Source organism: Paenibacillus sp. EKM211P, assembly GCF_011066175.1.
Classification (GTDB): domain Bacteria; phylum Bacillota; class Bacilli; order Paenibacillales; family Paenibacillaceae; genus Paenibacillus; species Paenibacillus polymyxa.
The window spans coordinates 224,045-239,495 of record NZ_JAAMNS010000001.1; the positions used below are offsets into that span (position 1 = coordinate 224,045).

A 15,451-nucleotide genomic window follows, 5' to 3' on the forward strand; every position below is an offset into this window, starting at 1 on the left:
AGTGGTTACCTAAGTGTGGAAAGGAATGATATAATAAAAACATTGTCATTAATTTTAACTTCAATGAAATCATTACGATTATGAAGTTTTATATAATGAATGAAAAGGCTACAGGGCATCGCACAGACGATGTGCAGGAGAGGGAAAGGGCAGAAGAGCATTGAAACAGACAGAGAGTTCGAATTTGCAAGAAGGACAGCGGCTGAAATGAAGTCTAATCGGTTGTCGCCACAACGTCGTTATATGCCAGGTTTGGATGGATTAAGAGCACTGGCGGTCATCGCAGTCATTGTGTATCATTTGAATCCGGATTGGTTACCGGGTGGTTTGTTGGGTGTAGGCGTTTTTTTTACTTTGTCGGGGTATCTGATTACAGATATTCTAGTCAGTCAGTGGGATACATATCATAGTTTTAAAATGAAAGATTTCTGGGTGCGTCGTGCCAGAAGATTGCTGCCTGCCATGCTGACGGTGGTGGCTGTCATTGTCCTGTGCTCGTTGCTCTTCGATCCGTCACGGCTTACGGCCTTGCGCGGAGATGTACCTGCCGCATTGGTGTATATGAGCAATTGGTGGTTTATTTTCCATCAGGTTTCGTATTTTGAAAGTTTCGGTCCTCCTTCTCCGCTTGGGCATCTGTGGTCGCTGGCGGTGGAGGAACAGTTTTATATCCTGTGGCCTTTACTGCTGGCGCTTGGGCTAAAGTACATGCCCAAGCGTATTGTACTGGCCGGATGGGTGATTTGTCTGGCGTTAATATCTGCGCTCCTGATGGCCGTGATTTACGTACCGGGAAGCGATCCGAGCCGGGTATATTATGGCACGGATACACGTGGCTTCGCTCTACTGATTGGTGCGGCGCTGGCCTTGGTATGGCCAAGCGGCAAGCTGAAAGAGCATGCTTCTGCGAAGGCGCGCCTGCTTCTCGATGGCATCGGTGCAATCAGCTTGCTGCTGCTTTTCCACTGGGCGTGGGCCTCGAATGAATATGATCCATCTCTGTACCGCGGCGGCTTGCTGGGGATTGCTGTGGTCACTGCTATTGTGGTCGCAGCGTTGGCACACCCAGTGAGCCATCTCGGTCGCCTGCTTGGACGCAAGCCGCTACGCTGGATAGGCGCCCGTTCCTACGGACTGTATCTATGGCATTTTCCAGTTATCACGCTAACTACACCTCAGGTGGACACCGATGGTGTGCATGTGATGCGTATCGTTATACAATTGCTAGCTACCATACTGCTGGCGTCTCTCTCGTTTAAATATGTCGAGGAACCGATTCGGCACGATGGATTCCGGCACTGGATTGCAGGAATTCGTTCAGCGGTTCGCCGACAGGTACGGTGGAGATGGATCTCTACAACCGCAACGGCAATGCTTTGTATAGGTATTGGTGTGGGTACAGTTCACCTGTACGTGGTATCTCCTGACGCAACGTTGCAGGCAGCATCTAGTGATGAGCAGCCAATTGCAAAGGCAAAGGCGATGCCGCCGCTTCACGGAACGGTGTCCGTAGCTTCCAAGGAGCCTACAGCCACCAAGTCACAAGGAGTCCAGGACAGTAAAGCTCCGTCCCAAGCCCAGACGCCTAAAAACACGACAGTCAAGGCTGGTACTACGGATGGCGTTACGACGAAGACGGAACCTTCGACTACATTCAAACAGGCTAAGTCTATGACAGGCGATGGTTCGAGCGTGACCGCCATTGGAGACTCTGTCATGCTCGATGTACAGTCGTACATTCAGGAATACTTCCCGGGGGCCGTTGTGGATGGACGGATCGGCCGTCAAATGACGGAAGCGCCTGCTGTACTGGAGCAACTGAGACAGAACGGACAGCTGGGTAAGACGGTGATTATTGAACTGGGTACGAACGGCGCTTTTACCAAGGACCAGTTATCTGATCTGCTCGCCAGCCTGAAGGATACGAAGCGTATTATACTTGTGAATACCCGTGTACCACGGCCCTGGGAGAGCATTGTGAACAAGCATCTTGCCGAAGCTGCATCCCAAGATCCGCGAATTACAATGATTGACTGGTATGCAGCAAGTTCTGGTAAAGACTCATATTTTGAGCATGATGGAGTACATTTAAAACCTAAAGGCGCTAAAGCCTATGCATCTTTGCTGGCTGAGGCCCTGACGAAGCAATCTTAATGAGCAGAACCGCAATGATATTCATAAATTATGCAAATGCAAGATAAGAAACCACCGGGAGTAGGTTGTGCGTCCCCTGGTTGAAGTGCAACCTTAAACTTTCATCGGTCAAACCTCCCGGTTTTCCAATGTTCGTTGTAAGGTGCGCTTTCACCCTGCTCCGGTGGTTTTTCTTATTTTAGGGTGGAGGTACATAATCTAATGGAAAAGGGTTATTCACATAGTAGAACAAGAGAGCACCGCTTGAAGAGGAACAAAAGAAGGCTGATGCTGATTGCTATTGTATTATTTGTGGCAGGCTGCATTACTTTTATTGCAATAAAGGTCTCAGATAGCAAACCACATGCGCCGACTCAGGAGCTTGCTAAAAAAACAGATTCTGTATCCAAGGACTCATCCAAAGTTAAAGCCAGCGCAGGGGTAAACGATAAAGCAGCCTCTCCAAAAAATGATCCCGGTGTAGAAGACGGTGCCTTTGTTGAAAAATATTTAAATCAGCAAATGTTAGGAAAGATGCCTGATGGAGCCGATGGTAAAAAGGTGGCCTACTTATCCTTTGATGACGGTCCATCTGTGACGGTCACACCCCAAATATTAGACATTCTGAAAAAGCAAAAGGTCAAGGCAACCTTTTTTATTGTAGGAAAAGAAGCCAATGAGAATGAGCATACCCGGAACCTTATCAAAAGAATTGTCAAAGAGGGTCACGCGATAGGAAACCATACGTACTCACATAACTATAAGTATTTATATCCGAACAGACGAGTAAATACGGATCATGTTATGCAGGAGATCGAGAAGAACAATCAGGTTCTAAAAAGCATTCTGGGACCAGAATTCTCCACCAGAATGATCCGATTCCCCGGGGGGCACATGACATGGAACAGAAGAGATCCACAAGGAATGGCTGCTCTGGATAAGGTTTTACTTCAAAAGGATTACCATCAGGTGGACTGGAATGTATTAACGAAGGATGCAGAGGGAAGATCCAAGAAAGCACCCGCACTAATTAATCAGTTTATGAGGTCAGTTAAAGGCCGAGAAAAAGCGATCATACTCATGCATGACACTTATGGTAAAGAAGAAACAGCCAAAGCATTGCCGCAAATTATAGAATATCTGAAGAAACAGGGATATGAATTTAAAGTTATGAAGTAAGATATATATGAGAAAAGGACGGGGCTCATCGCCACCGTCCTTTGTGCTATTTAAAAGTACATAGTCCGCATCATTTAGATGCGCTCTGCTTCACCCATCGCCTGAATGAAAGCTCCAATACCTTTGGGATCGTTAGTTATAATCGGCTCGCTGATATAGTAAGCGAAGGTACCATCCCGGCGATCTTTACCACCTAGACCGCTTACTTGTACTGTTTTGTTCAGATTCACAAGTCCTTCTTCAGTAATCGTAATAAATTCATCAATAATACCTTTACGGGTGATTTCTGCTTCTTGGCGATAATGCTCTGGCAGATAACCTTTGCGAACACCTTTGGCCATAGCGTATAGAATCATGCAGGAGGCAGATGCTTCCAGATAGTTGCCTTTCACATGGCCCAGGTTGAGCACCTGATAAAAGACGCCGCTTTCTTTATCACGCACTTTCAGCAAGGCTTCCAGTGTTTCTCTCAACATATCAATCAAGACGGGACGATCTGCATGATCTTCTGGAATGTAGTCCAGCACGTCGACGAGTGCCATGACAAACCAGCCCATTGAGCGGCCCCAGAAATTTTTGGAACAGCCGGTTTCCGGGTTGCACCAATGCTGTTCCCGCTTCTCATCCCAAGCGTGATAGAGCAGACCTGTTTCAGGATCACGCGTATGCTTGTAGCATAGCTTGAATTGCAGGGTCACATCGTCAAACTCTGACGGATCTCCGAATTCGCGAATAAACTCAGCATAGAATGGGGCACCCATGTACAAGCCGTCAAGCCAAATTTGATACGGATAAATTTGCTTATGCCAGAATGCGCCCTCGCTTGTGCGTGGATGTTTTTCCAGCTGACTGCGTAATTGGAAGGCTGCCTTTTTATAGCGTTCATCGCCTGTGGCACGATACAGAGTGAAGAGCAGCTTGCCGTTATTCACATGGTCAATATTATACTCATCTACTTTATAGCGCTGAATCACACCATTTTCATCAACAAAGTGATCCATATGTTTTTTTATATATTCCATATACTTGGGATCGCCTGTCAATTCGCCAACCCATTCCAAACCTCTGTAAATCACGCCATGGTCATATTCCCATTTTTCATAAAATTCCGGACTCCGTTTAATCACGGAATCGCTCATACGTACAGCCCAGGAATCTGTTTTTGTAGGATTTGTTGTTGGTTGCGATGTTGAATTTGCCATGATACAGTCACCTCTTCAGTAAAGTTTAATCTGTAATGTTATTGTTGTTACATAGACGGAGTGTGTGTCTTAGGATCAACGGGTTTGTTCTTAAAGCCCACATTATTGTTGCCCCAGCACCGATCGTAGCTGAAGCCTGTTAGTTGTTCGAACACTTTTCGAGCCTCTGGCTTGGCTGATTTCATGGAGCCACCGTTTTTGAGGCGGTCAATCTCGGCGATTAGCTTCTTGTGGCTGTCAATATCCAGCTTCATTACGACAGAAGCAATCATCCCGATGATCGCGAGAACAATAGTACCCACCACGAGTACATAGAAGATAGCGTGCTGAGCAGAGACTGGCTGACTTTCAGCTCCGGATACAAAGCCAAAGTGCTGTAACACCCAGCCGAGAATGAAAACGACAACAGCCCGCACCATTTTTCCGGCAAAAGTCATCATACCCGCATAAATACCTTCCCGGCGACGACCAGTCAACGCTTCATCCACATCGGCAAGGAACGTGTATTGATTCCAAGGAATGTAGTAGACGCCACCCGTACCAAGCCCCATGAACAGTGTGATGACATATAGCCACATCATCGTATTAGAGGCTCCTGTGATATAGAGCAGACCATAACCTGCTACGCTAAAGCAAACGACGACGAGTGCGGCGATGAAAGGCATACGAAACCCTTTACGCACACAGAATTGGATGAAGAAATAGGTAGAAATCAATTGAATGACAGAGTTAAAGCTGTTCAGATTGGATACCATTTCAGAGCTTTGGAACAAGGAGAAAACAATAAAGTACGTAAAAGCTGAAGTAAACAGCCACTCAGCTGAAAAGCCGCCCAGGTACATCCCGAGATGATGACGGAACGTCTTGACCCGAAAAGTAGAGGAAATATCGATAAACAACTTTTTCATGGAATCTATAAAGGAAAGCGGAGCTTCACCTTCCAGTTCCTTTTGTAGTTCCTCACTTGGACGCTCCCAGGAGTTTTTGTACAAGAATGCCATGGCAATCAGCAGAATTGCTGCAAAAACGAGACCGGTATACAAGAAAGGCAGCGGAGAGTCTTTGCCGTACGCAGCAATAAAGCGACCAGGGATAAAAGCGGCGGCGAAATTCGCAATTTTACCGAACATGGCCTTCCATCCGGTCAATCTGGAGCGTGCGCCAAAGTCCCGGGTCATCTCGGACGCTAGTGCTTCATACGGCACCATGACAGAGGTGTACACCAGTTCAAACAGCACGTACGTACTCAGGTAATACCAGAAGCCCAACCCATCTATCCAAAGCATCGGATACACGAGCATCAGCGGAATACCCATCATGATGAAAAAACGGCGTCTGCCGAATTTACGACCTAAGCGGGTTCGGTGAAAGTTGTCGCTGATAAAGCCCATGATCGGATTGCTGACCGCATCTATGATGCTGGCAACAGAGAAAATGGCTGCGGCCTGAACAGGAGACAGTCCGCAAAAGGTTGTATAAAAGTACATTAACCATGCACCGCTAATAGCAAGTGCACCACTTCCCAGCATGTTACCGCTTCCATAGGCAAGTGTATGTTTCAGTGTGATTTTTCGTTCCATGATCTGTTCACCTCATATTTTGTCTGGTTATGAGGACAATCACCGGTCGCTATATTATGCAGAATGGTCTAGGTTGGTAGATGGGCCAGGCGTCCTGATTAGGTGGGGCTTTTACCGTGCCCCTATATTTCCGCTCGGAGTACCCGAGCCAATCAGATCGCTTCCTTTGGCCAGCTTAAGGAAATCACCCAGCTGGATGGAACCGTCTGTACTTCGAGTGATGGAAGGCACGAGACTAACAAAGTCGTCTGCACTGGCTGCGAGACCTTTAGCATTCGTCGTTTTTTTGTTTTTCCACCAGACGTTTGAGTTATCTTGATCCGTACCACTTGTTTTATCACTTGCTGTTCCCTCGAAAGAAAGATTGTTAATGAACACGTGTTCACCCTTATCAAAGGCGAAATTGCTTTGTCCATTGTCCCATGAAGTATTGTTGGTCAAAGTAATGGTGCCAGGGTTGCTATTGTAGGTGAAACCGTGTTTTTTGTTTTGGAAAGCAATACTGTTTTTTACAATATGGTTGACCTTGATTTTGTCTCCACCCAGCTTAAAGCCGTTGCCGTCACTGTTCGCAGTAGACGTTCCATCAGAGGTTTGCCCGTTGTGATGGGCCACACTGTTCAAAATGGTTACGGCACCGATAGGGCCTGTTTCCGTTTTACTGTACAGATCCCAGCCATCGTCTACGTTGTATGCTGCCAAGCAGTTATCGAACACATTGCCTGATCCTACAGTCAGTTTAGCCGCGAAGCCATCGGCATCCTCGCCATTATCGGGATCGGCGTTATCGTGAGAGTAGGAATTCAAAATCAAATTGTTTGCAGGCCACTCACTGGTGGAAGCGTTAGGGGAGTAGCGTCCGAGTTGGAGCCCGGTATCCCGATTGTGGTGGGTCTCGACGTTTTCAATTCGGTTATTGCTGCCGCCAATATAGATACCGTTATCTCCGGCACCTTTGACTTCAAGACCTTTCACCAGCCAGAAGTCCCCGTTAAGCTGAAGTCCCCGATTAGCTGAACCAAAGGCCTGAGCAGAGAAATCAAGTACGGGTTTTTCACTACCGTAAGCGACTAATCCTTTGAGTGAGCCGTTATTGCCGTTATTTCCACGCTGAATTGTAATCGTTGAGGAGTAGGCGTATTTACCACCGCGCAGGTAGATGGTTTTGCCAGGAGCAATTTGTGTCAGTGCTGCTTCGAGGGTGGTAGGACTAGATATGGTACCCGGATTGGACACGTTACCATTTGGAGCCACATACAAATCGCCTGCCGCTAACGTGGTGGAAACAGTTGTTGAATCGGTTGCACTAACTGCCTCCTCTGTGAGTGTGGTAGAGGGGAGGTTGTTGGATGGAATATCCGCGTAAGCGGTTCCAATAAGACAAGAAGAAGCAAAAACAAAAGAAACACCGAGTCTTAGAGCGTTAAAGCCGTTTTTTGAACGATCATTCCGTTTAAACATGTAAATTCCTCCTTATCTGAGCTCATATTTTAAAAGAAGATAGCACATATAAAAGTCGCTCATGCTGTCTTTCCATTAAAAAAACAGGACACCTCCTGGGGGGACAGATTGATCTATCATAAGTCCAAAACGCTCTAAGAAGTATATGCACAGTGTAATATATGTTAACGTTTGCATCAACAGTTTTTTATTGTTTTTTTAATATTGTGAAAAAAAGTTCACACTTTTGTTTCAACTAAAAATACAGTTTTGCTAGACTGGGAAAATTTGATTATACTTAAACATTATACATATAATAGAAATGAAAACTGTGAGAAAAGGTGGGTTTAGCGCATGGAGAGCGGGAAGCATTTGACAAGTTCAACTTCCGAACCATTGCAGGAAAAGCGACCGCGAATGAACAAGGAGATGATCGATTGGCTTAAGGCAATTATTGTTGCCATTGTGCTCGTGTTCATTATACGTTGGCTGTTATTTGCGCCATTTATAGTTGAGGGAGCATCCATGGAACCGAATTTCAAAACAGATGAACGAGTGGTCGTGAATAAGGTGATTTACGATTTTCGTGACCCCAAGGCAAGTGAGGTGGTTGTATTTCATGTAAAAAAGGAACAAAAGGACTTTATTAAGCGTGTGATTGGAGTGGCTGGAGATACGATTCAGTATCAAGGTGATCATCTTTATGTGAACGGTAAGAAAGTAGAGGAGCCATACATTCAAGAGGCTATCCAAGATGCTCACGCCAAGGGAGAATTATATAACAATGTGGACTTTCCAAACGGAACCATATCCGATTCCAAGGTTCCTGATGGGTATATTTTTGTAATGGGTGACCACCGCAATAATAGTAGGGATAGTCGTGCAATTGGTTTTGTTTCCATCAAGGATATTGTCGGACGTGCGGATGTGATCTTTTGGCCGATCGATAACGCGCAATGGGTTAAGCATAAATAAGGCCAGAGCGCCTAAGATGGGAGGTAGTTGCTCACTTTAGGCGCTTTTTCAAACTCATTATATGTTTTTCGTAAACGGGTCAGGTAACTTGCGCCAGTCCTGTTCCATTTCTTCAGGGGTTAGCAGTGTCTCATCTAAGCTACGCTCGATTTCTTCCCGGTTCATATCGATACCAATAAATACGAGTTTGGTAACCCGGTCGCCATATTTCTCATCCCAATCGGGTGTTTTTTCAAAGTTTTCACCGAGATAGTATTGTCGTTCTTCTTCAGTCAAAGCAGACACCCATAGTCCTGCGCGTGCGAATTGTTTGGAGCTACCCGCCTGACTGAATGTAAAGGCAGTACGGTTTTGCGTGGCGAGCCACACTAATCCCTTGGAACGTACAACCTCAGTAGGCCATTGAGCCAGCCATTTCAATAAACGTTCGGGATGAAATGGGATTTTGCGCTTGTACACAAACGAAGCAATGCCATATTCCTCTGTCTCCGGTACGTGTTCATCCTTGTTCATTTCCTGTATCCAGCCCGCAGCCTGACTAGCTGTTTCAAAATCAAAGCGATGCGTGTTTAAAATCTCCTTTGGGTCCACTCTACCGTATTCGGAACGGATGATTTTGGCGTTCGGTTGAATGCCGCGTAGTGCCTTTTCCAGTCGTTCGAGTTCCTCTAAGGATACCAGATCGCATTTATTAATGATTAGCACGTCACAAAATTCCACCTGCTCTATGAGCAGATCAACGATGCCACGTGCATCCTCCACAGCCACTTCCTGCCCACGATCCTTAAGGGAGTCTCTAGAGTAGAAGTCTTTCCAAAATTCTGGCGCGTTCACGACAGTGACCATTGTGTCCAATCGGGTCAGCTTGGTCAAATCAATTCCATTTTGCTCATCTACATAACTAAAGGTTTGGGCCACTGGAATGGGCTCACCTATACCTGTGGATTCAATAAGAATATAGTCAAACTTTTTTTCGAGCGCCAGTCGCTCTACCTCTTTTAATAAATCTTCGCGCAAGGTACAACAGATACAACCGTTGGACATTTCCACCAGCTTCTCATCCACACGGGATAATCCTCCACCGTCGCGAACGAGATCAGCATCCACATTAACCTCACTCATATCATTGACGATGACAGCTACCCGTAAGCCTTCCCGGTTATTCAGTACATGGTTCAGCAGTGTAGTTTTGCCGGAACCGAGGTACCCACTTAGTACCGTGACCGGTATTTTCTCATCTCTTTCCATAGCGTTTGCCAACGTAATCACTCATCCCTTCGAAAGTTTCATAAAATGTTGACTGTGCAGTAGTAACTGTAATGCGAGATAGGAAAGCAGCAGCACTTTCTGTTTGATAACTTAATCGTAATAATTACTAATAATGAAATTAGTAAATCATTTATGTGGAGAAATGTCAAGGAAGGTGGAGCCAATCAGTCAAAAGGACTTGCGTAAACTTTACGCAAGTCCTCTGGGGGTCATCTGTCATGATGTAATTGCCTCAGCCTTTGACGGCCCCGGCCACTACACCTTTAACAATGTATTTTTGCAGAAAGATAAATACGATAATGGAGGGCAGTACAGCCATTACCATTGCGGTCATAGCATACTGCCAGTCTGATGTATATTGCCCAACGAAGGTATAGGCAGCCAGCGTTAGCGTTTTGGTGCTGGGTGAGCCGTTAACCATGAGCAGCGGAAGCAGAAAATCGTTCCATATCCACATCACGTCGATAATAACAATAGTAGCGGTGACCGATTTCAGCAAGGGAAAGATCACAGAAAAGAAAAGCCGAAAGCCTGAGGCTCCGTCGATCTTGGCGCTTTCGTCAATCTCGACTGGAATGCCTTTCACGAAGCCGTGATAGATAAACACTGCCAGTGGGGCTCCGAAACCCCAGTATAGCAGGCCAAGCCCCCAAGTGCTGTCTGCCAAATTCAAGTCTTTTGCCAGGCGCAAGACGGTCAGCATAATTGACTGAAATGGGATCAGCATCGGCATAATGCACAGCATGTAAATGGCGGAGCTCCACTTGCTTTTTGTCCGTGCCAGCTTATAGGCAGCGATGGAGGATATTAGCACAATGCCTGCCAGCCCGAGCACAGTAATAATCGTGTTATTCAGAAATAAGCGTGGATAGTCAATGAACTTCCATACGTATACGTAGTTATCCAGCGAAAGCTGCTTGGGCAGCGCAATGACGTCGGTCATGACCTCAGCGAAGCTTTTGAACGAATTGTTAATGGCGAGAAACAGCGGGTACAAAAATAACAGCGACAATACAATCATGCCCGCTTCCAGCAAAATACGTCCCGTACGGCTGCGTTGCATCAGGCTTCAACCTCCCTGCGTTTGAAAATAGACAATTGAATAATCGTAATGACCAGCACTGCAACGAATAAAATCAAGGCTTTGGCTGTTCCGTAGCCATACAGATTGTTCTGGAACGTGTCTCGGTAAATATCATACGCAATGCTGTATGTCGTACCTCCTGGCCCACCGCCAGTCAGCGATAAAATAACGTCGAACACCTTGATCGAGTTGGTCAGTGCCATGAAGACCGAGATTGTAATCGAGGGTGCGAGCATCGGTAAAATAATACTGAAAAATCTCCGAATCGGTCCTGCCCCATCCACGATGGCAGCCTCTTTTAGATCCTCAGGTACAGATTGCAGGCCTGCGATATAAATGACCATGTAAAAGCCAATGGATTGCCAGATGGATACTGCCAGAATGGAAATAAACGCGAGCCCTTCCTCGCCTAGCCAACTGAGCTGGAAGATGCCCCAGCCTGTACTGTGCCCCAGTGACTCAAAGCCTTGCATAAAGATGAATTTCCATATAAAGCCGACAATGACGAGGCTGAGGATATAAGGAATGAAGAAAGCCGCGCGCAACCAAGCCGAGCTTTTGAGCTTCATGTCGAGGACGAGCGCCAGCAAAATGGCCAGCACGTTTACCAATACAATGTACAGAATGGCATATTTGATCGTAAACCAGGCTGCATGTGCAAAGTTAGCGTCTCCGAGCAGGATTTGCTTGAAGTTATCTAGACCTACGAATTTCGGATGTTTGGATATGCCGTTCCACTTGGTCAGGGAATAGCGTATCGTCATCAAAAACGGAATATAAAATGCAATTGTAATGCACAAAATTACGGGCAGTGTGAACAAACCAAATTCCAGCTTACTGCCCTTGTCGCCCCATGTTCCCCTTTTTTTCAGCATAACGCACCTCTTTTTCTCAGCATTTTCCGGTCTTTCGCTCCAAGCTGTTTAAGATATAATGAAAGTATAGGATAGCCCCTAGGGCCGGACCAATGGATTTAAGAAAACAGTTGAGGGTAAAAATGTGTACGCTTTCAAAAGGGGCGGTTATCATGATGTCAGGGCATGTAGGAACAATCCTTCGATCCATGTGGAGGCGGATTACGCAAAAATTAGTGAACAAGCTCATTCTGCTTTTTACCTCGGTGATTATTCTGGTGGTGGGCTCACTCACGATTATTTCCTATCAGATGATTGAAAAGGAGTCGGTCAATCATAGCATCGCCAGCACGACGAATAATCTGCTGCTGGTCAATCAGAATTTGGAGGATTACTTGGAGGGAATGCAGCAGTTGGCCCTTCCGCAGCTTCGCTATAACGATATCATGAACGCGATTGCCAATGAGAACCGGGACTACGCTGCACGAATGGTCATTGAAAATTACTTGCGCAACATGTTCTATTCCCGCAATGATCTGGAAGCGATTTATCTGTATGTGGCGGACCGGCATCAATACTACGTGGTGACTAGGGAAACGTACAATATTACAGTACGCAAAGGAATAAACACGGATATTCCCAAGCTTCCCTGGTATAAAGAGGCGATGGACAGTACCGCTAACGAATCTTTTCAATCCTTTGTGGAGTCCCGCTCTGATATGGGCTATGTGGCGCCACAAGCCAGCTTTATGGCTTACCATCGAGTGCTGAGATCGATTGCATCCCGTCACCCGCAGGCAGTGTTGTCCTTTTATTACAACACGAGTGCCGTAGATGAAATCATGCGAAATATTCCACTGGGTAAAGGGGATCAACTGATGCTAATCAGCCCCAAGCGGGTTCCCTTTTATGTGAACAGCCTTCCGCTGTACGAACGAATGCGTGATTCTGGCGTATTGGCCCAGATCGGAGAGGGAGGAAGCGGACAAGTAACGTGGTCAGACAGCAACAGCAACCAGGAGTATTTAGTCGTGTATGATGCAGGTGAAAAGGATGGGTGGCAGCTCATCAAGCCGATTCCATATCGCCAAATTTATGAGGCAGCTACGACCACACGGAATTGGAGTTATGTCATCGGGGCTTTATTTTTAGGTGTGTCTATTATTTTGGTGACCCTGACCTCGAACGCAATTACCCGACCTTTACATAAGCTATCTACCCAGATGAAACGGTTCAGCACCGGAGATTTTGAGGCAAGGGCTCCTGTGAAGGGGCATGACGAGATTGCATATTTGTCGCTGCACTTTAACGAAATGGTCCAAAGAACCGAAGAACTTATTAATGAGCGCTATCGCATGAAGCTGGTCGAAAAGAATGCCATACTCAAGGCGCTGGAGGCTGAGATTAATCCCCATTTTCTGTACAATGCCCTACAAGCCATATCTACACAGGCATTAAAGCGGAAGATGTTCGATATGGCGGATATGGTGGATGCATTGGCCCAAACTTTGCGGTATTCCATCAACGGCAAGGATATCGTAGCTGCCCGCGAGGAGCTCAAGCATATTGAACGATATATAGGTCTGCAAAAGGCAAGATTCGGGGCGAGACTTCAGGTCGAAGTGGTATGGGAGGACACGCTGATGGAGCTGCCAATTCCGAGATTATCCGTGCAAACGTTGGTAGAAAACTCTATCAAGCATGCATTAGAAAAAGTATCAAGTGACATTCTGATCGTCATTTCAGCCGAATCGGGTGCTACAGACGCTACAATTTCAGTCAGGGACAACGGACCCGGAATTTCAGAGGACAAGCTGAAAATAGTGTTGGATTCGTTCCACGAAAAATGGGAAGAGCGGGAGAGCGAGCATATTGGCTTGAAGAATTTGAACACACGGTTGAAGCTTTTGTATGGAGATCAGGCAGGATTATTCATACTTACGGATGAAACGGGCACGGAAATGAGAATGCAAATTCCCCGGGGAGGAGTCGACCATGTATAACGTATTGATTATTGACGATGAAGAACCGTTACGAGAGGCCATTCGTATTGTTGGAGACTGGGATCGTCTGGGCATCGAACATATTTATGAGGCGACGAATGGAAGGTTGGGGATGGAACTGCTCGGTCAGCATCCTATCGATGTGGTGATGGTGGATATGAAAATGCCGGAGATGAACGGCATTGAATTTCTTCGTGTGATCGAAAAGGCATATCCCCATCTGCTGACCATTGTCATTAGTGGCTACAACGACTTTGAATTTACGCGACAAGCGATTCAATCACGGGTAGTAGATTATCTGCTCAAGCCTATCAACCGCCAGGATCTGAATCAGGCCCTGCGCAAGGCGGTGGACATTCTGGAAAGCCGCAAGCAAAGCCAAGACGAATTCATCAACCAGAGCATCACGCTGAATATGTCACTACCGAAGCTGAAAGAGAAGCTGTATGTATCCATTTTGGATGGCAGCTTTAAAAGGCAGGCCAATACGTCGTTGCTCCCACTAATTGGAGCCGATCGGGCGGAGAACCGCTTTGGGGTGATCGTGCTACGGTTACTGAACAGGGATGAGATTCGCAGGACTCGTTTTCATGGCGATGTCGATCTGATGGACTTTGCCGTAACTAATGTATTAGCGCAGACATCAGATGAACGGTTGCGTTGCTTTAGCTTCCCCCATCCGCGAAGAGAGCGTGAGGTCGTTTCGATCTGTACCCTGGCCCCAGGACAAGAAGAACATATGTCCCTCCAGTTGGCACAAGTGGCACAGAAGGCGGTTGCGAACCTGCATGGGCTGTTCAGTATGGTGGTAGCAGCCGGAGTGGGCAAGCTCTGTTCAGACGTAGTGGAGCTGGCTTCTGCGTATAGGGATGCCAAGAGGTTCATTCACAATACAGATGTGTTGAAGCTGGAAGGGGAATCTATTCTCCATACGGTACCCCGGAAAATGGGGACGTCAGAGGAAATGCCATGGACGGATCGGCTGTTGTCGATCCAAAAGGATGCTCAGACCGGCCAGGCCAACCGAGCAAAGGTACTGCTGGGCGATCTGTTGAAACAATTGGCAGCGAGCTCTGTTTTTCGTTTGCAGGATGCGGATCGATTGCTGCGGGAGTTCCATTTTTTATTGAGAGAAGCAGCGATTGAGCTGGGTACGCCTATGTCCGCGTCTAATCAGGAGGGAACTTTGGGGGAATTGGGTCGTGTGGTTGAAGGCAATTTGTCTGCTGATTTTACGAGCTTTGCCGAGTATAGTCAGAGATTACACCGCATGCTGGAGCTTTACATTGCCGGGGTCCAACATGCACAAGCGGGAAGCCAGCCCTTTGATATTACAGAGATCAAAAGGTATATCGACCGTTACTATTTTGAAGATATCAAAATCTCATTTTTTGCCGAAACCTATTTTTTGAGCCGGGAATATCTGATGAAATTGTTCAAACAGCAGTTTGGTTACGGCATTCACGAATATGTACAGAAGGTCAGAATGGACAAGGCAAAGGAACTGCTGGGTGATTCCAGTCTGAAAATTCAGGAAATTTCCGATATGCTCGGTTACAAGGATAAAAACTATTTCAGTAAGGCTTTTCGCAATTATTATCAGGTGTCACCGTCGGAGTATCGCGTGAGCCTGCAATAAACCACTTTTTTACCCTTAACGCTTCACTAATCTGCCTTTTTAAATTGGACCATATTTTTTAGAATGAGCGCATGGACGTTGATCACAAACAGA

General features: G+C 46.4%; 11 protein-coding genes. 5 read left to right on the forward strand and 6 right to left on the reverse strand.

The window, feature by feature from the left end; translation table 11 throughout:
* Positions 1-99: 99 nt before the first annotated feature.
* Together G9G57_RS01065 and G9G57_RS01070 are read left to right on the forward strand one after the other, a co-directional pair.
* Complete coding sequence (locus G9G57_RS01065; protein WP_164964381.1) at positions 100-2,154, forward strand: acyltransferase family protein; 2,055 nt, start codon at positions 100-102, stop codon at positions 2,152-2,154.
* Positions 2,155-2,355: 201 nt separating this feature from the next.
* Positions 2,356-3,312 carry a polysaccharide deacetylase family protein gene (locus G9G57_RS01070; protein ID WP_107733715.1) on the forward strand — a complete coding sequence of 319 codons (957 nt, stop codon included), beginning with the start codon at positions 2,356-2,358 and terminating at the stop codon, positions 3,310-3,312.
* 74 nt (positions 3,313-3,386) lie between these two features.
* On the opposite strand, the gene G9G57_RS01075 is transcribed toward G9G57_RS01070, so the two are convergent.
* The 3 genes from G9G57_RS01075 to G9G57_RS01085 all read right to left on the reverse strand — a co-directional run bounded on the left by G9G57_RS01075 (position 3,387) and on the right by G9G57_RS01085 (position 7,555).
* Complete coding sequence (locus tag G9G57_RS01075) at positions 3,387-4,514, reverse strand: glycoside hydrolase family 88/105 protein (RefSeq protein WP_107733716.1); 1,128 nt, start codon at positions 4,512-4,514, stop codon at positions 3,387-3,389.
* A gap of 47 nt (positions 4,515-4,561) precedes the next feature.
* Positions 4,562-6,094: an MFS transporter gene (locus tag G9G57_RS01080; RefSeq protein WP_025366158.1), complete on the reverse strand. Its 1,533-nt coding sequence runs from the start codon at positions 6,092-6,094 to the stop codon at positions 4,562-4,564.
* A gap of 111 nt (positions 6,095-6,205) precedes the next feature.
* A complete protein-coding gene (locus G9G57_RS01085; RefSeq protein ID WP_019688971.1) occupies positions 6,206-7,555 on the reverse strand; it encodes a right-handed parallel beta-helix repeat-containing protein in 1,350 nt (449 codons plus the stop codon).
* A gap of 333 nt (positions 7,556-7,888) precedes the next feature.
* On the opposite strand from G9G57_RS01085, the gene lepB reads away from it, so the two are divergent.
* Positions 7,889-8,509 (forward strand): signal peptidase I, encoded by a 621-nt coding sequence (gene lepB, locus G9G57_RS01090; RefSeq protein ID WP_107733717.1) that lies wholly within the window; start codon positions 7,889-7,891, stop codon positions 8,507-8,509.
* 57 nt (positions 8,510-8,566) lie between these two features.
* Here lepB and G9G57_RS01095 read toward each other — a convergent pair whose 3' ends face one another.
* The 3 genes from G9G57_RS01095 to G9G57_RS01105 all read right to left on the reverse strand — a co-directional run bounded on the left by G9G57_RS01095 (position 8,567) and on the right by G9G57_RS01105 (position 11,737).
* On the reverse strand, positions 8,567-9,757 hold the full coding sequence (locus tag G9G57_RS01095; RefSeq protein WP_164964468.1) for a GTP-binding protein: 1,191 nt from the start codon (positions 9,755-9,757) through the stop codon (positions 8,567-8,569).
* A 253-nt stretch (positions 9,758-10,010) separates the two neighbouring features.
* Positions 10,011-10,841: a carbohydrate ABC transporter permease gene (locus G9G57_RS01100; protein WP_013373701.1), complete on the reverse strand. Its 831-nt coding sequence runs from the start codon at positions 10,839-10,841 to the stop codon at positions 10,011-10,013.
* Positions 10,841-11,737, reverse strand: a complete 897-nt coding sequence (locus G9G57_RS01105; RefSeq protein ID WP_016822645.1) for a carbohydrate ABC transporter permease — start codon at positions 11,735-11,737, stop codon at positions 10,841-10,843. Before G9G57_RS01105 ends, G9G57_RS01100 begins: the two co-directional genes overlap by 1 nt.
* A 122-nt stretch (positions 11,738-11,859) precedes the next feature.
* Between G9G57_RS01105 and G9G57_RS01110 the strand changes: the two genes are divergently transcribed.
* Both G9G57_RS01110 and G9G57_RS01115 read left to right on the forward strand, forming a co-directional pair.
* Positions 11,860-13,719: a cache domain-containing sensor histidine kinase gene (locus G9G57_RS01110; RefSeq protein ID WP_107733719.1), complete on the forward strand. Its 1,860-nt coding sequence runs from the start codon at positions 11,860-11,862 to the stop codon at positions 13,717-13,719.
* Positions 13,712-15,358 (forward strand): response regulator transcription factor, encoded by a 1,647-nt coding sequence (locus G9G57_RS01115; RefSeq protein WP_113050112.1) that lies wholly within the window; start codon positions 13,712-13,714, stop codon positions 15,356-15,358. The genes G9G57_RS01110 and G9G57_RS01115 overlap by 8 nt, the downstream gene beginning before the upstream one ends.
* Positions 15,359-15,451 lie beyond the last annotated feature (93 nt).